This window comes from Sorangium sp. So ce185 (assembly GCF_051526825.1).
Taxonomy (GTDB): Bacteria; Myxococcota_A; Polyangia; order Polyangiales; family Polyangiaceae; genus Sorangium; species Sorangium cellulosum_D.
This window is the reverse complement of record NZ_CP150316.1, coordinates 10920809-10939530: the sequence shown is the minus strand read 5'-3', so window position 1 is coordinate 10939530 and position 18722 is coordinate 10920809. Positions and strand designations below refer to the sequence as shown.

Annotated in this window: 13 protein-coding genes; 6 read left to right on the top strand and 7 right to left on the bottom strand. The window is 72.1% G+C overall.

Annotated elements, in window-relative coordinates:
- Positions 1–27: 27 nt before the first annotated feature.
- Entirely contained in the window at positions 28–486 is a 459-nt protein-coding gene (locus WMF26_RS40330) for a hypothetical protein (protein WP_437997069.1), read from the top strand.
- A 343-nt stretch (positions 487–829) separates the two neighbouring features.
- Here the strand turns inward: WMF26_RS40330 and mscL are convergent, their stop codons facing one another.
- Entirely contained in the window at positions 830–1279 is a 450-nt protein-coding gene (gene mscL, locus WMF26_RS40325; RefSeq protein ID WP_437997068.1) for a large conductance mechanosensitive channel protein MscL, read from the bottom strand.
- 452 nt (positions 1280–1731) lie between these two features.
- On the opposite strand from mscL, the gene WMF26_RS40320 reads away from it, so the two are divergent.
- Together WMF26_RS40320 and WMF26_RS40315 are read left to right on the top strand one after the other, a co-directional pair.
- Positions 1732–2337, top strand: a complete 606-nt coding sequence (locus WMF26_RS40320) for a 5-formyltetrahydrofolate cyclo-ligase (RefSeq protein ID WP_437997067.1) — start codon at positions 1732–1734, stop codon at positions 2335–2337.
- A gap of 1 nt (position 2338) precedes the next feature.
- Positions 2339–4894 (top strand): hypothetical protein, encoded by a 2556-nt coding sequence (locus tag WMF26_RS40315; RefSeq protein WP_437997066.1) that lies wholly within the window; start codon positions 2339–2341, stop codon positions 4892–4894.
- A gap of 326 nt (positions 4895–5220) precedes the next feature.
- On the opposite strand, the gene WMF26_RS40310 is transcribed toward WMF26_RS40315, so the two are convergent.
- Positions 5221–5550, bottom strand: a complete 330-nt coding sequence (locus WMF26_RS40310; RefSeq protein WP_020740063.1) for a PilZ domain-containing protein — start codon at positions 5548–5550, stop codon at positions 5221–5223.
- Between the two features lie 155 nt (positions 5551–5705).
- Here WMF26_RS40310 and WMF26_RS40305 point away from each other — a divergent pair, with 155 nt between their 5' ends.
- Together WMF26_RS40305 and WMF26_RS40300 are read left to right on the top strand one after the other, a co-directional pair.
- Positions 5706–5882: a hypothetical protein gene (locus WMF26_RS40305; RefSeq protein WP_020740062.1), complete on the top strand. Its 177-nt coding sequence runs from the start codon at positions 5706–5708 to the stop codon at positions 5880–5882.
- A gap of 1144 nt (positions 5883–7026) precedes the next feature.
- On the top strand, positions 7027–8925 hold the full coding sequence (locus WMF26_RS40300) for a right-handed parallel beta-helix repeat-containing protein (RefSeq protein ID WP_437997065.1): 1899 nt from the start codon (positions 7027–7029) through the stop codon (positions 8923–8925).
- Between the two features lie 110 nt (positions 8926–9035).
- Here WMF26_RS40300 and WMF26_RS40295 read toward each other — a convergent pair whose 3' ends face one another.
- From WMF26_RS40295 to WMF26_RS40280, 4 genes are all read right to left on the bottom strand, one after another.
- Positions 9036–10913: a PEGA domain-containing protein gene (locus WMF26_RS40295; protein WP_437997064.1), complete on the bottom strand. Its 1878-nt coding sequence runs from the start codon at positions 10911–10913 to the stop codon at positions 9036–9038.
- A gap of 495 nt (positions 10914–11408) precedes the next feature.
- Positions 11409–13463 (bottom strand): M3 family metallopeptidase, encoded by a 2055-nt coding sequence (locus WMF26_RS40290; RefSeq protein ID WP_437997063.1) that lies wholly within the window; start codon positions 13461–13463, stop codon positions 11409–11411.
- A gap of 151 nt (positions 13464–13614) precedes the next feature.
- Positions 13615–14799: an acyl-CoA dehydrogenase family protein gene (locus tag WMF26_RS40285; RefSeq protein WP_437997062.1), complete on the bottom strand. Its 1185-nt coding sequence runs from the start codon at positions 14797–14799 to the stop codon at positions 13615–13617.
- Between the two features lie 97 nt (positions 14800–14896).
- Positions 14897–15454, bottom strand: coding sequence for a CAP domain-containing protein (locus WMF26_RS40280; RefSeq protein WP_437951422.1), 558 nt, complete (start codon positions 15452–15454; stop codon positions 14897–14899).
- A gap of 391 nt (positions 15455–15845) precedes the next feature.
- On the opposite strand from WMF26_RS40280, the gene WMF26_RS40275 reads away from it, so the two are divergent.
- A complete protein-coding gene (locus WMF26_RS40275) occupies positions 15846–17039 on the top strand; it encodes a hypothetical protein (RefSeq protein ID WP_437997061.1) in 1194 nt (397 codons plus the stop codon).
- Between the two features lie 576 nt (positions 17040–17615).
- Here the strand turns inward: WMF26_RS40275 and WMF26_RS40270 are convergent.
- On the bottom strand, positions 17616–18692 hold the full coding sequence (locus WMF26_RS40270; protein ID WP_437997060.1) for an AraC family transcriptional regulator ligand-binding domain-containing protein: 1077 nt from the start codon (positions 18690–18692) through the stop codon (positions 17616–17618).
- Between the last annotated feature and the right edge of the window lie 30 nt (positions 18693–18722).

Below are 18722 nucleotides of genomic sequence, written 5' to 3'. Positions count from 1 at the left end.
CAAGCCATCGTAGCGAAGTACGGATCCTTGGAGAATTCCGACTTTCGATGGGTTGTCGAGGAATACGAACGAAAGCCGTACCGCGAGCTCGAACGACGCCTGGTGAGTCGCTTCTCGATCGAGGACATCACGGACCTGAACAACGACGTCAGCTGCGTGTTCGCGATATCTTCCGAGGGATCGGAGGCTCGCTGGACCCTGAGGCTCTCTCTTGTGGGGCCCTATGCCGTCCTTCTCCGTGAAACCGATGCAAGAGACTGGGATGTTTATGTTCAAGGCGAATCGGATGCCAGGTCGGAGGACGAGCGTTGGATCCTGGAAGCATGCAGGCAGCATGCGGTCGAAGTACTTCGTCTCGACGTCCTGAAGACACCGATCGGTCTGCGGCTCTTCGATACAGATCCTGAGAATGTGAGACTCTACCAGGCGCTCTTCTCAGACAACGACTATCTGCCGGGAGAGTACAACGCTGAGCATGACACTTGAACGGCTCACATGGGTGATGGTGGAGGCGCCTGCTCGCGGCCACTGCCCCCCAGTCGTCGACCACCCCATGCCGCGTGTGGAGCCACGACCCGCACCTGACGGTGCGGGACGGGCGGTTCATCACCAGGCACATCTACGCGGGGCAGACGCGCATCGCGAGCAAGATGGATCCGGACTGGTTCCGGGACCCGTCGACGATCTACGAGCACCCGGACCACCTGGGCAGCACGAGCTTCGCGTCGAGCAACGAGCAGACGCTGACGCAGCGGGACGAGTACTTCCCGACAGGCAGCTTTGGACCAGATCAGCGATGGGCGCAGGCGCTCTCCCCCCCGGCCGGCCCCTACGCCGCCTTCAGCGTCGTCGTGCAATGCCCGCAGCGCACCGCCTTGATGGGGATGCTCATCGCGCACTCGGGGCAGTCCTTGGTCGTCGCCGCCTCCTCGTGCTTTCTCTGGAGCTTCCCCATGAGCTGCATCAGCAGGAACACGCAGAAGGCGATGATGAAGAAGCTCACCAGGTTGTTGATGACCTGGCCATATTGAAGGAGGACCGCGCCCGCCTTCACCATCTCGTCGGCGTTGACGTAGGGGCCGGGCCCGCTCGGCGCCTTCAGGACGATGTAGTGCCGGCTGAAGTCGATGCCGCCCGTCACCAGGCCGATCGGCGGCATGATCAGGTGATCGACGAGGGACTTGACGATGTTGCCGAACGCCGCGCCGATCACGACGCCGACCGCCATGTCGACGACGTTGCCACGAATCGCAAACTTCTTGAAATCGTCCCAGAACATCGCTCTCCTCCCATCGCCGAGGGCCGCGGCTCGCGCAGGCGACTCCGGCTCGGTCATCGCTTTATCGCAACTTCGGCGCTGCCAACAGCCACCCTGTCCACGCCGCCCACGCGGCCGGCGCCGTCAGCACAAACGGTGCCACCGAGCTCCTCCGTGAGCTCATCCCGGCCCGCCGGTCGCTACCGGCTCGGTCCGCCTCGTGCGCCCGCTCGCGCTCCTCCCGCGCCTCCCTCCCGCTCCACCCCCGACCTCGCCCCGCTCCCCGTGCCCGCCGCTCGCCCACTCCAGAGCCCGCCTTCAGCCCCCTGCTGCACCCGCCGCCTCGCCCCAGCCCCTGCAAATCCGCCACACCCCTCGCCCCCCCAGCTCCACCCCCCGCCGATTTCTCACACACCGGTTCCCCGATCCCGCCCCGCCTCTCTAGGATGCGCCCCGGAGGACCCACCCCCGCCATGGACCCCGACACCGAAGCCGCCCTGCGCTACCGCGCGAAAGCCGAGCTGCGGAAGCGCGCCCGGGCGGTCCGCAACTCCATCCCCCGCGACGCCATCCTCGAGCGCTCCCGCCGCATCGTCCGCGCCCTCGCCGAGCTCCCGGCCGTCGTCGCCGCCCGGCGCGTCGCGCTCTTCTACCCGATCGAGGACCGCAACGAGGTCGACCTCCGCGAGCTCGACCCGCTCCTCCGCGCCCGCGGCGTCCAGGTCGCGTACCCCGCCATCGACCCCGAGTCGCGCGCCATGACCTTCCGCTTCGTCGCCGACCCCGAGGCCATGCAGGAGCGCGGCCTCGGCTTCCGCGAGCCCGACCCCGCCGACGAGGAGGCCGCCGCGCTCGACGTCGTCGTCGTCCCCGCCCTCCAGATCGACGCCCGCGGCCACCGCATCGGCTACGGCGCCGGCTACTACGACAGCACCCTGCCGCGCTTCTGCCCCCCGGCGCACGCCGTCGGCGTCGCCTTCGACTTCCAGCTCATCGCCGAGGTGCCCGCCACCGACGGCGACGTCCCGCTCGGGACCATCGTGACCGACGCCCGCGTGCTCGACGCCGAGCCCGCCTAGGATGCCCAACGGACCGCTGCCCAAGAACCCGGTGGAAGGGGAGACCGACAGCGCAAGGCCCGTCCTCATCGCCGCCCTCGCGTCCGGCGCGATGATCGCCCAGCAGGTCGCCGGCCGCGCCACCCGCGACGCCCTCTTCCTCTCCGCCTTCGGCGCCGCCGACGTCCCCAAGGTCATGGCCGCCGGCGCGGTGCTCTCGTTCGCCGCCGTCCTCCTGCTCTCGCGCGCCCTCCTGCAGCTCTCGCCCGCGCGCGTCGTCCCCGCCACCTGCGCCGCGAGCTCCGTCCTCCTCGGCCTGGAGTGGGCCCTCGCCCTGCGCGCGCCCGGCGCCGCCGCCCTGGTCTTCTACCTGCACGTCGCCGTCTTCGGCGCGACCCTCATCTCCGCCTTCTGGTCGCTCGTCAACGAGCGCTTCGACCCCCACACCGCCCGCCACTCCATGGGTCGCATCGCCGGCGGCGGCACGCTCGGCGGCGTCATCGGCGGCGTCTTCGCCTGGCGCGCCGGCCACCTCGTGGACGCCCCGACCATGCTCCTCGCCCTCGCCGGCCTGAGCGGGCTGGCCGCCCTGGCGACCTACCTCCTCGGCGCCGGCCTCCCGGGCGCGACCGCCGCCGGCGCCGAGGGCCACGCCGAACACCACGCCGGCGCCGCCGCCGCCGGCTCCAGCGCCGCCTCCGCCGCCGCCAGCCCCTCCGGCCTCCGCGCCCTGCGCGAGAGCCCCCACCTGCGCGACCTCGCCCTGCTCGTCGGGCTCGGCGCCGTGAGCGGCGCGCTCTTCGACGTGGCCCTCAGCGCCGAGGCCGCCCACGCGATGCGCGACCGCAACGAGCTGCTCTCGTTCTTCGCGCTCTTCCACCTCTCGGTCAGCCTGCTCTCGTTCCTCGTGCAGTCGCTCGCCGCCACCTTCTCGCTCGACCGCCTCGGGCTCGCCGCCACCATCGGCATCCTCCCGGCCGCCGTCCTCACGAGCTCGCTCTCCATCGTCGTCGCGCCGCGCCTCTGGTCCGCCTCCATCGTCCGCGCCACCGAGGCGGTGCTCCGGAACTCCCTCTTCCGGTCGGGCTACGAGCTGCTCTACACGCCGCTGCCCCCGGACCAGAAGCGGTCGATCAAGACCCTCATCGACGTGGGCTTCGACCGCATCGGCACCGCGGCCGGCAGCGGCGTCGCCATGGTCCTGCTCGCGCTCGCGCCGGACGCGTCGCTGCCGCTCCTCATCGGCCTCGGCACGGCGGCCGCGGGCGTCACCCTGCTCTTCACGCCGCGGCTCCACCGGGGCTACGTCGCCGCGCTCGAGGGCAGCCTGCGCTCCGGCGCCGTCTCGCTCGACCCGGCGAACGTCGTCGACGCGACCACCCGCCGCACCCTGAGCGGCACCGTCGACGCGCTCAGCCGCGACAAGGTGCTCGCCGAGCTCGCCGCCCTCCGGAGGGGGACGGCCGCCCGGGCCGACGCCGGCCGCGCCCACGGCGACGGCGAGCGCATCTCCTTCGTCGGCCCGCCGATCTCCGCCCGGCCGCCGGTCTCCGCCGGCGCCCCCGGCGACGGCCCGCGCGCCCCGGCGGGCGAGCGCAAGACCGCCGAGGGGCCGCTCTCGGCGCGCTCCGCCTCGGCCGCGCTCTCGTCCGACCCGGTGCTCGCGGCGGTCGCCGACCTCCGCTCGGGCGAGCATGAGCGCATCCGCAGGGCGCTCGCGGCGCTCGCCCGCGAGCCCGACCCCGCGCTGGTCCCGCACCTCCTCCCGCTCCTCGAGCGCGACGGGCTCATCTCGGAGGCGATCCGCGCGCTCCGCGCCGTCGCCCCCCGCGCGACCGGCCAGCTCCTCGACGCGCTGCTCGACCCGGCCGTGAGCCTCGCCGTCCGGCGCCGCATCCCGCGCGTGCTCCAGGCCTGCCCCACCCAGCGCGCCGCCGACGGGCTGATGCTCGGCCTCGCCGACGAGCGCTTCGAGGTGCGCTACCAGTCCGGCGTGGCGCTCGCGCGCCTGCTCCAGCAGCGCGCGCCGATCCACCTGCGCCGCGACGACGTGATCGCGGCGGCGACGCGGGAGATCGAGATCGACCGCCGGGTGTGGGACGCCCAGCCCCCGAACGCGTCCCCGCCGGCCGAGGCGCCCCTGTCCGCGCGCCTGCTCGTCGAGCGGACGAGCCGCAGCCTGGAGCACGTCTTCCGCGTGCTCTCGCTCTGCCTCGAGCGCGAGCCGCTCGAGATCGCCTACCGGGCGCTCCACGCCGACGACGCGCACCTCCGCGGGACCGCGCTCGAGTACCTGGAGAACGTGCTGCCGGCGCCCATCCGCGAGAGCCTCTGGCCGTACCTGGGCGCCCGTCCGACCGCCCCCGCCGAGCCGCTGACCGCCGCCGAGCCCCGCGCCGGCGAGCCGGGCGCCGCGGCGCCGGGCGCCGCCGAGCCCCGCCCTGGCGAGCCGCGCGCCGCCGAGCCGCGCGTGGCGCGCCTGCCCGAGCAAGCGCTCGACGAGCTGCGCCGGTCCGCCGCCAAGTGGCCGCGGACGTCGATCTCGGCCGCGCGCCGGCGCAGGGAGCCGCGCACGTAGCGCGTGCGCTCCCCACGTCGCGCGACGCTCCCCTACGCTCCCTCGCGCAGCGTCGCGCTCCCTCGCGCAGCGGCGCGGGGCGGAGGCGTCACCGAGCGCCGAGCGGCGCGTCGATCCGGCGAGCGACAAAAAGAAAAAGCGTCGCCGGGGCCCGGGGGGGGAGAGGCCGCACCAGCAACGCTGACCTATGAATTAGCAGCTCGTATGCCACGGCGAGAAGCTCAAAAATCGCTGCGAAATCGCATAGATGTCCCGGGCGCATTCCCTCGCGTTGCACTCCTGCGATTTCACCCTTGCAGGCGCGCATTGCGTCGGGGGCGGGGCGGCTAGTGCAGCGGCTCGCGGCGCCGCGCTCTCTCGTCGAGGTGCTCGGCGATCGTGAGCCGGTCGGCGTCGCTCATGACCACGAAGCGGACGGCGAGCAGGTTGTCGCGATCCCAGACCGGGCGGGCGCGCAGCCGGATGGGGCGGCCGACCCCGAGGTCGAGCTCGAACGGGGTGACCGCCGGCAGCGCCCGGCCCGCGAGCCCGGGCGTGCGCTCGACGACCATGCCGGTCGGGGAGAGATCGATCGCGCGGCACCGGTGCCTGTGGCCGTCGACGAGCGCCGAGACGGGGAAGTCGACCTGTGCGCGCGCGCCCTGCCTGCGATCCATGCGTTCCTCCTGGGTCCTCGTGAGGCGCCGAGCGTAGGTCGCGCGGCTCGTCCGGGCCAAACATCGGGCGGGCGAGCCCCGCCGGCGCCCCGCAGCGCGGCGGCGCGATCCCGGCGCGGGTGCGATATGCTGGCGGGGCGAAAGGAAGGACGGCGATGCCCACGTGCCGCGAGTGCGACAGCGAGGTCGACGAGCTCAAGACGATCAAGGTCGGAACCAAGAAGAAGAAGGTCTGTGAGGACTGCGCCGATCGCGCGGCCCAGGAAGGCGCGATCGCCGAGGAGAGCGAGGCCGTGGTGCAGCAGATGATGGGCTTCAAAGGCAGGCGCTGAGCCCGCCCCGGCCCCCGCTCGGCCCGCCAGACGCCCCGAATCCAGGAGGAAGACGGGAATTCCTGAAAGGCCACGAGATCTCCTCCTGAGCCCGATTCATCCTTTTCCGTATTCCTGACAACCCGTTCAGTTTCCCCGCGGGGCCGGCGGCTTACTATCCCGTGGCTGGCGGCGCGATGAACGGCGCGACGCGCGCGACGATCGCGCGGGCGCGCCGGCTCCCGCCGTCGAACGTCGCTCATTCGTGCCTCTCGGCGATCTCCCGCCCGATCGCCGCGATCTCGCCGGCGAGAACGCATCGGCGAGCGCGCGCGGGTCCCCTGGGAACGGGCGCGTCTGCCGGCCGAACGCACGGCGCCTCGTCGAATCGCAATGGCGGAGGCCCACTCGAGGTCGCGAGCGCCGCAATGGAAGCTCTCCCCGGAGATCCGATGGGCGAATGACTCCGCTGCACGCGCGCCGAGGCGCGCTGGGCAAAGCCGCGTCACCGCGGAGGAGCGCCCGGCGCGCGTGGCACCGCCGCGCGCGCTCGAGGCGCCGCGGCAGCGGCTCGAAGCGTGAAAGGCGCTGCTCCTATGCGGGCGCAGCGTGATCGGCGCGACCACCGCTCCGCCCATCGCTGACGACGAATCGGTGCGCGCTCCGGCGAAGCACGCCGCCTCGACGCGGCGTGGACGTCGCCCGCGAGCTCGACAGATGCGGGGAGAGGTAGGCAGAGGTCGTTGGGACGAACGGAGTTTCCGGTGTAGGTGCGTTTTGGCCAACAAATATGCGGGATTTTGACCATGAAAGAGCGAACGAGCGGCCACATCGCTACACATTCCTCACATCAGCGGACGAGCTGCGCATTGCAGTTTTGCATCGAATTTTTGCAACCTTGATGTGAAAAGCGGCTGAGGTGTGCGACCTAATTGGCCGATCGTTTGATTTGCGAAAGCATTTCGTCTTGACCCTTTGCTCCAATCCAGGAATAAGTTGTCTCACGAGAGCGCCGGTATCCGCCCCTCTGGTGCTGAATGGTCTGCACCGATGGTTCGCGGCGCGAGGGTCTACAGCGGGAGGCTTCGCTTCTGCCCCCTGTAGCCTTCGGCCGTTACGGTCCTGTTCACCGCAGGGGTTCGACGACGCCGGGGGAGAAAAAGCCATGCATTCGATTTCTCAAGGCTTTGGGTCGCGGTCGTTTGCTGCCGGTAAGTTCATCGCCTCGCTGATGGCGATGTCGATCGTCGGCTCCGGCTGCGCGCCGCTCGACGAGGACGTGACCGCGGAGGATTGGGGCACGGAGGAGCAGGCCGCCGGCACGACGTTCCTTGTCGGCCCTACGCGCACCTACAAGACCCTCAACGACGTCGCGAACCTGCTGAAGCCGGGCGACATCGTGGAGGTCGACGGCAACGTGACGTACCCGGGCAATATCCGGATCACGAGGGGGGGCACGGCCAGCGCGAAGATCACCATCCGCGGCAAGCGCGTCTCCGGGAAGCGCCCCATCCTCAAGGGCGGCACCAACACCATCGAGCTCAACGCGAACCACGTCGTGCTCGAGGGGTTCGATGTGACCGGCGGCACGACCCGGTGCGTTTTCCATCATGGTCACGAAGTGACCATTCGCGACACGGTGGTCCACGACTGTCCTGCGCACGGCATCCTCGGCGCCGACAGCGACTCGGGCTCGCTGACGCTGGAGTACGTCGAGGTCTACAAATGCGGGAACGGGACGCAGAAGCACTCGATCTACATGGCCACGGATGAGAGCGCGTATCCCGGCGCCGTGTTCCGGATGCAGCACAGCTACGTCCACGACACAAACGGCGGCAACGCGGTGAAGTCCCGCGCGGAGCGGAACGAGATTTACTATAACTGGATCGAAGGCGGGCTCTACAAGGACCTCGAGCTGATCGGTCCGGACGGGCAGGATCCGGGGCTCGCGCGGGAGGACTCCGATGTGGTCGGCAACGTCTTCCGCAAGACGCACACGCAGTACGTGGTGCGCGTCGGCGGCGACGGCACGGGCGACACGAAGGGGCGGTACCGGTTCGTCAACAACACCTTCCTGCTGATGCAGGGGTCGAACGCGGCGATCCACCTGTTCGACGGCATCGAGAGCATCGAGCTCCACAACAACATCTTCCACCGCGTCGGCGGCGGCAGCGTCCAGATCTTCCGCGACGACGCGAAGTGGGCGACCGGCAGCCCGGTGATCAAGGGCGTCAACAACGCGGCGCCCAAGGGCACGGCCGTGCCTTCCACCTTCGCGAATACGCAGTTCGTGGACGACCCGGGCTTCACGAGCCTGGACAGGCGCGACGTGACGCTGAAGTCGTCGAGCCTGCTCCTGAACAAGGGCGTGAGCCAGATCTCGGGGATCTCGGGGTACCCGTTCCCGAAGCCGCTGGCGAGCCCGCTCTTCCACCCGCCGAAGGGGGCGATCGAGGCCGTCGGCACCGCGCGGCAGCGGACGGCCGTGGGCGCGATGGACATCGGCGCCTTCGAGTTCGGCTCGGGGACGACGACGACGACGCCGAGCGAGCCGACGACGCCGAGCGAGCCGACGCAGCCGGAGCCGACGACACCAGACCCGGCGCCGTCGTGCCCGACCGTGGACGCTGGCGAGTGGGTGAACACGCCGCTGACGACGCAGTGGGGCACCTTCTCGGCGACGTGGGACGTGACGCCGAGCGCGGCGAAGATCGACGGGGTGGTCGGGCTGTCGAGCGGGGCGGCGGATCAGTGGACCGAGCTCGCGGCGATCGTGATCTTCGACGAGCAGGGCAACGTCCGGGCCCGGAACGGCTCGAGGTACGAGGCGGCGACGGTGTTCCCGTACGTGGCCGGGAAGACGTACACGGTCCGGATGGTGGTCGAGACGGCGTCGCGGCGGTACTCGGTGTACATCCAGCCGAAGGGCGGCGCCGAGGTGCAGCTCGCGTACCGGTACGCCTTCAGGACCGAGCAGGCGCAGATCCGGTCGCTCAACAACTGGGCGATCACCCAGACCGTGGGGTCGGCGTCGCTCTCGGCGTGCAACTTCTCGATGAAGTGAGCGCCTCGGAGGGGGCGGCCGGCGGAATGAGCGCCGGGGCCCCCTCCTCCTCCTTACACTTCGCTTAGATACCTGCCCGGGGGCCCGACCCGAGAGACCGTGCTGCTACGTCACCGCACGTTGAAGCCGTGGCGCAGGACCGGGAAGACGCCGAGGTAGAGGCTCCCCGAGGTCGCCCCGATGGCGGGCCAGTCCTGATCGGGCCGCATGGCCTCGAACTCGGCGACCTGACCGCGGAGGAAGTGGCGATAGAAGTACACGAAGTCGTGCTCGCCGTTGGAACCGTCGTAATAACCGTGGTTCGAGGCGCCGTGCAGCCCATGGATCCCGTTGTACGAGCGCAGCACGTTGCGGTTGTACCCCTCGTAGTTATGGATCACCTCGTGGAGGAGCCCGGCGTTCGGGACGCCGATCCCTTCGCCGATGTAGGTGGTGGGGATCGCGAGATACCGGTCGTCCCAGGCCCACGCGAGGTTGCTCACGTCATCCACCGGCGATCCGTCGGCCCGGTGCTGCGGGATGAAGAACACGATCATGTCGTAGTCCGAGAGCAGGTGCGCGGTCGGGTGCTCGCTCTGGAAGCGCCCGGTGTCCCACCCGTCGTGGTTCGGCTCGTAGATCGGCACGTCCTCGACCGGGGGCAGGACATCGACGGTCCACTTGGCGAGCCCGTACGACAGCGGCTCGAGCCACCTGGCGCTGGTCGCCCTCGCCTGCGTCAAGAGCGTCTCGATGTCGTCCTCGGAGAGCACGCCGACGTTCGACGGGTCCGCTCCGCCGAGCGACGCGCTGTAGTTGATGCTGGTCCGGATGGGCAGGATCCCGATGCGGGTGTCCTCCTGGACCCCGAGCGGCGGGTTCGCGGTGACGTCGACGGTCATGGGCGACGCGCCGACGGTCACGCTCTGCTCCCGATACGAGCCCGTGTAGTCGTGGGGCGGCGACTGGGTGCCGAGCCCGACGCCGATGGTGTAGTTGCCCGGCGGCAGCGAGAGCGTGGTCGGCGTGGAGCGCCCCGTGTAAACGTCGTTCACGTACACCTTGCCGGGCTGCGCGCTCGCCGCCGTCACGGTGACAGGCTGGTACGCGGGCCGGTTCGGGGTGTCCACGGAGTACGTCAGATCCGCCACGATCCCCTGCCGCACCTCCTGGCCGTTGCACAGGGTCGCGGGGCACGTCGCGTTCACGACGCGCTGGTTGTCGACCCAGACCTCGACGCCGTAGCTCGTCGATCCTCCGGTGTTGAGGGCCTGGATTCGGAGATCGTTGTCGCCGCTCCCGAACCAGTCGCTCACGTCGATGCGCTGGCCGATGCTCGGATCGGCGCTGTTGAACATCCTCCGCTGCAGGCCGTTCACGTAAAGGACGAGCCGCTCGTCCGCGCTCGAGACGCGCAGCTCCACCTTGGAAGGACCGGCCGGCGCGCCGCCCACGAAGCGTAGGTTGTCGACCACGTAATCGGTCGTCGTCTGCGGGACATTCAGGACGATCTTGAACGTCAGATCGCTGTAGGTGTTGCTCAGGGCGCTGACGACGTTCGCCGGCACGCTGAACGAGATCGGGCTGTACGTGCCCGCGGGCAGCCCGGCGAGGTTCACCTGACCCAACCACACGCTGTGCACGCCCTGGGACGGGATGTTCACGACGAGCTGCGCGTTGCCGAAGCCGGGCGACACCGGCGGCTTCAGGTCGAAGGCGATCGTCGAGGTCGCGCCCGACACGGTGGTCAGCGGCACGGACTGGAGCTCGACGAAGTTGAAGTTCCGCAGGGCGAGCGCGGAGGTGCCCTCGGAGTGATCGGCGCTCGCGCTCTTCACGCCGCCGGAGGCCGTCCAGTCTGCGGTGCTCTCGAACCCGAGCACCGACGCCGGGTTCACGAGGGCCTGCCCCACCTCATCAACGAACTGCTCGTCCGTGCTGGTCCCCTGTGCGCAGGCGGCGAGCGCGAGCGCGCACGAGGTCGTCATCATGAAACGTAAACGTCGCATTCGATGATCTCCTTTGGATTGGCGGAGCGTTAGTCCCGCTCCGCCTCGCGCCGGCCCGGCGCGGCCCGCCTCCGTGAGGCGAGCCGCGCCCGTGGCAGCGCGGCTGGCAGGGCGCTATCGCAACCGGCGTGCCGCCCCGCCGCGCGAGGGGCATTTCCTGCGACAATGGGCGGCGAGACGCGCCGAGCGCGGCGCACGAGCGGCTGCCGCGCCAATCGAGCTCGCTCACGGATCCAGCCTGCAGAGGCAAGCGTTGCCGCCCTGGCAAAGTTTGCCAGCGCTGAAAACCAGAGGCACGGCAAGGATTGCCATCCCGCCGCACGCCCGCGCCTCGGACGCGCCAGGACGACAGCCGCAGGCACCGCTCGCCCCGCGCCTGCAGACGGAGGCTGATATGAACCGGTTAAGGGTCGAGAAGGCGAGCGCGCGGGCTCTGGGAGGAGGCCGTGAAGGGCGCGGCGCCGGGCGGGCCCCCGCGAGGGGCCGCCCGGGGGCTCAGGCGAGGCCGCTGCGCTGGAGCAGGGCGTCGAGGGTGGGCTCGCGGCCGCGGAAGCTCTTGTAGAGATCCATCGGATCCTGCGTGTCGCCGAGCGCGAGGATCTGGCTCCGGAACGCGTCGCCCACCTTCCGGCTGAACAGGCCCTCCTCCTGGAAGCGGGAGAAGGCGTCGGCGTCCAGCACCTCGGCCCACTTGTACGAGTAGTAGCCGGCGGCGTAGCCCACCGGGCTCGAGAAGAGGTGGGAGAAGCCGGCGATCATCGCGTAGCCCTCGGGCAGCGGGACCGGCGAGTAGCGGGCGAGGACCTCGCGCGCGAACTCGACGACGTCGCCGCGCTCGGGGGTCCAGTCCACGTGGAGCGCGAGGTCGATCTCGGCGAAGCCGAGCTGCCGCATCGTCACGGCGCCGGCGCGGAAGGTGCGGGCGGCGCGCATCCGCTGGAGCAGGTCGTCGGGGACGGGCGCGCCCGTCTCGTGGTGGCGCGCGAAGAGATCGAGCGCCTCCCGCTCCCAGCACCAGTTCTCCATGATCTGCGAGGGGAGCTCGACGAAGTCCCAGGCGACGTTGGTGCCGGCGAGGCTCCGGATCGGCACCCGGCTGGAGGCGTGGTGCATCATGTGCCCGAACTCGTGGAACAGCGTCTCGACCTCGCGGTGGTTGAGCAGCGCGGGGCGGCCGCCGACCGGCGGGGTGAAGCTGCCGGCCAGGACCTCGAGGTGCCGCGCGTCCTCGCCGGCCGCGCGCCCGCCGTCGCTCGGCGCGCCCGTGACGAGCCCGTGCATCCAGGCGCCGTCGCGCTTCTGCTCGCGCGGGGCGAAGTCGAGGTAGAACGCGGCGCTCTGGGCGCCGTCCGCCTCGAGGAGCCGGTAGGCGCGGACGCTCGGGTGCCACGTGGGCGCGTCCTGCCAGGGCACGATGCGCACGCCGTAGAGGCGGTGGGCGATCTCGAACAGACCGGAGACGACGCGATCCAGCGGGAAATACGGGCGGAGCGCCTCGTCGTCGAAGTCGTAGCGGGCGCGGCGCAGCTTCTCGGCGTAGTAGGAGACGTCCCACGGCTCGAGCGGCGGCGCGCCCGGGCCCTCGATCTCGCGGCGGAAGGCGGCGAGCTCGTCCTTCTCGCGGGCGAACACCGGCTCGGTGCGCTCCCGCAGCGTCGCGACGAAGCGGCGCGCCTCGGCGCCCGTCTTGGCCATGCGGTCCTCGAGCACGAGGTCGGCGAAGGTCGCGTAGCCGAGCAGCTTCGCCTTCTCGCTGCGGAGCTCGAGGATGCGGCGGATGAGCGGGCGGTTGTCGTGCTCGCCCTCGGTCGCCCGCGTGTTGTAGGCGCGGTAGAAGCGCTCGCGGATCGAGGCGTCGTCGAGGTGCGTGAGCACCGGGATGTAGCTCGGCGCCTGGAGCGTGAAGCGGTAGCCCTTGAGGCCCTTGTCCTGGGCGCTCTGGCGGGCGGCCTCGATCGCGCTGGGCGGCAGGCCGGCGAGGCGGGCCGGGTCCTCGACCACGAACTCGAAGGCGTTCGTGGCGTCGAGCACGTTCTGCGAGAAGCGCAGGGTGAGCGTCGCGAGCTCGACGTCGATCTCGGACAGGCGCTTCTTGCCGGGCGGGTCGAGCTCGGCGCCGCTCCGGCGGAAGTCGTCGAGGGTCTTCTTGAAGAAGCGGCGCCGCGGGCCGGTGAGCGCCTCGGCCTCGGGCGTGGCCGCGAACGCCTTGAGCGCGCCGTAGACGCCCTCGTTGAGGGCGATGCCGCTGAGGAACTCGCTGACCTCCGGCTGGACGGCGTTGTAGGCGGCGCGCAGCTCGGGCGTGGTGGACGTCGACTCGAGGTGCGAGACGACGTTCATGGCGCGGTCGAGCCGCTCGGTGACGGCCTCGAGCGCGGCGAGGGTGCTCTCGTAGGTGCGGGGGCCGGGCGCCGCGATGAGCGCCTCGAGCCGGGCGCGGGCGTCCGCGAGCAGCGCGCGCACCGCGGGCTCGACGTGCTCGCTCCGGATGCGATCGAACGGGATCTCGAAGCCGAGAGAGAGCAGGGGATTGTCGGTCGCTTCGGTCATGATCGTTCCTGGTTGGGCGTGAGGGGGCCGACGGACGGGGCGCGGCGCCGGCACCCTCGGCCGGTCCGCGCAGCCCTCCTTTGGTAAAGGCGTCCGCGGGGGTTGGCTAGTGCCGGGCGCGCGAAGGCGCCGGGAAGCGGGGCGGGCAGCGCTAGGCGCCGAGCCAGCGCGCGACGATCGTGGCGAGCACGTCGGACGTCCCCGAGTGGATGCTGCCGCCCAGCGCGTCGTCCACGGCGGAGGGGAGGCCGCTCTCCTCGAGGTAGCCGGCGCCGCCGCGGAGCTGGAGATCGTCCAGCGCGGACTGCAAGGCCGAGTCCGCCGCGTGCCACTTGGCGAGCGCGGCCTCGGCCTGGCCGCGGTGGCCCTGGTCGAGCTCCCAGGCGGCGCGGTAGACGAGCAGCCTCGAGGTCTCCAGCCGGAGCTTCATCTGCGCGAGGCGGTGCGCGACGGCCTGGTGGCGCGCGATCGACTGGCCGCCGATCGCGCGCTCCCGGGCGAAGCGGACCGCCTCGCCGAGGGCGCGCTCCATGGCGCCGAGGCGGAAGGCGAGGATCAGCGCGCGCTCGTAGGTCATCGCGATCTGGAAGACGGCGAGGCCGGCGCCGGCGCGGCCGAGGAGCGCGTCGGGGCCGACCTCGCAGCCGGCGAACGAGACGGGCGCGAGCCGCGCGCCGCGGAGGCCCGCGGTCGCGAGCGGGGCGCCCGGGCGGATGCGCGCCGCGCCGCGGCCCTCCGCGGCGGCGGGAGCGCCCGCGGCGTCCGCCCCGCCGGCGGCGTCGCGGGGGACGAGCAGCGCCGTGAGGCCGCGCGCCGGCGCGCCGCCGTCGCCGCCGTCGCCGCCGTCGCGCGCGATCGCGAAGTACACGTCGGCCCGGTCGGCCCAGGTCACGTACCGCTTCTCGCCGGTGAGCCGGTAGCCCGCGGCGGTGCGGTCGGCCGTGGCCTCGACCGACGCGACGTCCGAGCCGGCGCCGGCCTCGGTCGCCGCGACCGTGGCCATACGCTCGCCGGTCGCCATCCGCGGCAGCCACGCGCGCTGCTGCGCGGGCGTGCCCACCCGGGCGAGCAGGAGCGCCACGCCGAAGAGGTGCGCCCCCGCGGCGAGCAGGACGCCGCCGTCGCGCAGCGTCGCGCCGAGGCCCTCGTAGGCGAGCGCCGTCGTGACGAGGTCGAGGCCCTCGCCGCCGAGATCGCGGGCGATCGGCAGGCCGAGGGCGCCGCCCCGGGCGAGGACGCGCATGCGGTCGTCCGGGGCCGCGGCGTCGGCCTCGGCGCCGAGGGCGCGCATGCGGTCGTGGACGGCGCGCTGCGCAGGGGTCCATCCGAAGTCCATCGCTCGTGCGATACCAGAGCGGGCGAGGGGCGGGGAGCACGCGCGGGCGGCGCGCCGTCGACCACCGCCTGCACCGCCTGCACCGCCTGCGCGGACCTCAGTAGGGGCGCTCGCCGACGAAGTTGCCGGGAGGGTCGTAGTTGCACACCCAGAGCTGCCACGACCCGCCGCCGAACGGCGAGTCGCCCGAGCAATCGGCGACCCCGCAGCCGAGCCGCAGGGAGTCGGCCCAGACCACCTGCGTGTAATGGCCGCAGGTGGAGCTGCACGAATTGCTCGCGAGGTCGTAATTGGCGGCCTCGTCGACCCACGCCGCGACGACGTCCTCCGGCGAGGCCGCGGCGCCGCTCGTGGCGTAGAGGTTCTCTCCGTAGCTGCTCTTGCTATGGCCGAACACGCACCCGTCGGCGTAGGCCTGGGCCACCGCGGCGATCTCGGGCGACCACGTGAGCACCGGGATCGGATCGTCGGAGGGCGGTTCGACCGCGGCGCGCGCCCTGTTGTGGGCCGCCGTGATCCCGGCCATCTCGGGCGGCTCGCCGGCGGCCTGGCCCGCCGTGGCCTCGTCGTCGGACGAGCCGCTGCACGCTGCCGTCAGGGCGAGGACGAGAGAGAGCCGCGAGAGCCGGGGGAGCCGTGGGCCGAGCGTGGTCACGGGGCGATTGTCCTACGGCTCGGCCGAGCTCTGCAACGGCTATTCGAGGATGGCTATGAGCGAACCACGACGTGCCGTGTCATGGCGCGCCGGAGAGCACCCCTGGACGGCCGCATCCAGGCGTCGTGCCCGCGCCGAGTCGCATATCAACAGATCTCGTCATGCCTTGCTGGCGTGCTGACGGGCCTCGCCCTAGGGTGACGCCGAGAGCGGGAACAATTCCGCAGGATGGTCCTTGTCAGCCGCGTCGGTTTATGAGTTATTGTCGCCCTGCTTCGGCGGCGGCTGTCGCCCAAGCATCACGGTGAGCGGCCGCCCTCATGGGGTTTCGCCGCAGCCGCGGCGATCCGGCACCGGACGCGCTCCCGACAAAGAACCAAGGAGTTTCCTGATGAACATCCGTCTGACGTGGCGAATCGCGACATTCCCTCTGGCGCTGGCGGGGCTCTCCGTCGTTCCGCTGATGGGGTGTGACAAGGCCGCTGAGCTGCAGAATGACCTCTGCTGTCGCGACTTCACGCCGGGCGCCGATCTCGCCACGGTGCAGTGGGGGCTCGAGGGCGAAGCCGAGCTCAATTACGGTGCCTTCATGCAGTCCGTGTCCGACTTCACCGGGGCCGCGGGCTCCATCGTGGCCGACGTGACCAGCGCCTGTCAGGCGATCGCGCTGGATCTCGGCGAGGACGCGTCGACGATCACGGCCACGAAGCCGAGCGAGCGGGCGACGCAGTGGTGCGAGCTCGCCATCGACGCGATCGGGGAGGCGGCGGCCGATCTGTCGTTCTCTTTCCAGCCGCCGAGCTGCACGGTCGACGCGAGCGTACAGGCGAACTGCGAGGCGAGGTGCAGCGCCAACGTCAATTGCCAGCTGACGCCGGCGGAGATCATCGCGCGCTGCGATCCTGGCGAGCTCTCGGGCCGGTGCGAGGGGACGTGCACGGGCAGCTGCGAGGGCTCGGCCAACCTGGCCGTCACCTGCGAGGGCACGTGCCACGGCACCTGCGAGGGCACGTGCGACGGCGAGTGCTCCGCGACGACCGCGGGCGGCGACTGCCGCGGGGCGTGCGACGGCACCTGCACGGGCGAGTGCCGCGGATCGTGCGAGATCGCGGCCGACGCGCAGGTGGAGTGCAACGCGGACTGCTCGGGCGAGTGCAGCCTCACGTTCGAGGCGCCGAAGTGCAAGACCAACCTCAAGCCGCCGAAGGCCGAGTGCACGGGGACCGCGGAGTGCAGCGGCTCCTGCGAGGCGAGCGCGAGCGCGAGGGCGAGCTGCAAGGAGCCTGCGGTCACCGTCACGGGCGGGGCGGGCGCCGAGGCGGTGGTCGCGACGCTCCGGGCGAACCTGCCGCGGCTCCTGGTCGCCGCCCAGGCGCGGGGCAAGCTGCTCCTCGACAGCGCCGAGGGCGTGGTCGCGGCCGCGGGCAACCTCGAGGGCGCGGTCACCGGCAGCGTGAAGGCGGGGGCGTGCATCATCCCGGCGAGCAACGCGATCACGCAGGCGGTCGAGAACATCGACGCGAGCCTCACGGCCAGCACCAGGGTGATGGGCGAGCTCAGGATCGCCCCCGCGGGCGGCGAGTGAGCGCGGGCCCGGCGGCGGCGCGGGCCGCCGCCGGGCGAGCGTGACCCTCCTGGACGGCCGAGGCCGGGCGCCGCGCGCTCGCCTCGGCCGTCGCCGTTCGCCCGCCTTCACGTAGGCTCCGCGCCATGCGGCTCGCCGGACGCGCGGCCGAGCGGGCGGGCTACGGAGCTCCGAGAGCCGGTGGACGGCTACCGGTCGGCGCATGCGGGTCCAGGATATCGCCACCATGAGCGAACGAGTCCTGATTGCGTGCCGCGCGTCGCGCGCCCGGAGCGGCGCGCGACGCGCGCGGCTCGGCGCCTGCCTGTGCGCCGCAGCCCTCTCGTCCTTCGTTCTCGGGTGCGAGGGGCTCGGCTCGGGCCGGGCGCGCGAGCCGAGCGGCTACCGGCCCGATCGCGGTCAGTGCTCCGAGGAGTGCGGGCGCAACGTCAGCTGCATGAACAAGTGCCAATTGTCGCCTCCGCGGCGGTAACCGGGCCGCGATGCCCTCGCGGGCCCAGGGCGCGGGCTCGTCCGTCGGCGATGCTCGCGCGGCGCGACCGGCCGCCCTCGGGACGGGCGCCTCGCGCAGGCCGCTCACCGCGGCGCGGCCTCCCTGGCGCGGGCGCGGAACGCCTCCGGCGTCGCGCCGGTCCAGCGCCGGAACGCCCGGTGGAAGGCGCTCGGCTCCGAGTAGCCGAGCAGGTAGGCGACCTCGCCGATCGCCATGTCCGCCTCCAGGAGCGCTGCCGCGCGGCCGCGGCGGACCTCGTCGAGCAGGGCGTGGATCGACGTGCCCTCGTCGCCGAGGCGGCGCTGGAGCGTGCGCGGGCTCATCCGCAGGCGCGCCGCGAGCGCGCCCAGGTCGGCCCCCTCGCGCAGCCGCTCGCCGAGGAGCGCTCGCACGCGGTCGGACAGCGCGGGCGGCGCCGCGCCCGGCAGGCTCGCCGCGATGACCTGCACGTGGCGCTCGAGGAAGGCGGCGAGCGCCTCGTTGGCGTGGGGCAGCGGCCGGGCCAGCGCCTCGACGGGCAGGACCAGCTCGGTCTGCGGCGCCCTGAAGCGCACCGGCGAGCCGAGCCGCCGCGCCTTCTCGGCCGGATCGCCCGCGGGCGCATGGCGGAAGCGCACCGCGACCGCCTGGATCGGGTCGCCGCACATGCGTCCGGCGTTCACGAGCACGTCGAACGCGAACATCTCCGCCACCTGGCCGTGGGCTGGCCGATCGGGCCCGAACGGCGCGAAGGTGATGTGCGCAGCGCCGCCGTGGATCTCCAGGGTGTAGCGCTCGCCCTCGTTCCAGACCTGCTGGTAGCGGAGCATCCGGTGGAACGCCTCGCCGAGGGTGGGGCTGCTCATGGCGAGGAAGCCGAGGGCGTCGAAGTGCTCCGGCTGGAATCGCCCGGCGAAGTCGAGGCCGAGGTGCGGATCGGCGGCGGCCGTCGCGGCCGCCTCGACGAGCGCATAGAAGGCCGTGAGCGGGACGCGGGCGTCGGGATCGGCGAGCGCCGCGGCCGGGATCCCCGCGGCCTCGAGCAGCGCGGCGCGGTCCGCCCCGCGCTGCGCGGCGTGGTCGGCGAGCTGCGCGGCGGTGCGGGCCCAGATCGTCGGCGCGCGCGCCGGGGCCCGGGCGGGCTGGCGCCGCAGGTCAGCCCTTGTGGCGCGCGCTGTCACTGCTCCCCCGCCGAGGGAGCCTCAGGCTTC

Bases quoted from the DNA above. Each gene is read 5' to 3' on its own strand.
- mscL (WP_437997068.1), bottom strand. From the start codon at position 1,279: ATGTTCTGGGACGATTTCAAGAAGTTTGCGATTCGTGGCAACGTCGTC.
- WMF26_RS40315 (WP_437997066.1), top strand. From the start codon at position 2,339: ATGCCCAACGGACCGCTGCCCAAGAACCCGGTGGAAGGGGAGACCGAC.
- WMF26_RS40310 (WP_020740063.1), bottom strand. From the start codon at position 5,550: ATGGATCGCAGGCAGGGCGCGCGCGCACAGGTCGACTTCCCCGTCTCG.
- WMF26_RS40295 (WP_437997064.1), bottom strand. From the start codon at position 10,913: ATGCGACGTTTACGTTTCATGATGACGACCTCGTGCGCGCTCGCGCTC.
- WMF26_RS40300 (WP_437997065.1), top strand. From the start codon at position 7,027: ATGCATTCGATTTCTCAAGGCTTTGGGTCGCGGTCGTTTGCTGCCGGT.
- WMF26_RS40285 (WP_437997062.1), bottom strand. From the start codon at position 14,799: ATGGACTTCGGATGGACCCCTGCGCAGCGCGCCGTCCACGACCGCATG.
- WMF26_RS40290 (WP_437997063.1), bottom strand. From the start codon at position 13,463: ATGACCGAAGCGACCGACAATCCCCTGCTCTCTCTCGGCTTCGAGATC.
- WMF26_RS40275 (WP_437997061.1), top strand. From the start codon at position 15,846: ATGAACATCCGTCTGACGTGGCGAATCGCGACATTCCCTCTGGCGCTG.
- WMF26_RS40305 (WP_020740062.1), top strand. From the start codon at position 5,706: ATGCCCACGTGCCGCGAGTGCGACAGCGAGGTCGACGAGCTCAAGACG.
- WMF26_RS40320 (WP_437997067.1), top strand. From the start codon at position 1,732: ATGGACCCCGACACCGAAGCCGCCCTGCGCTACCGCGCGAAAGCCGAG.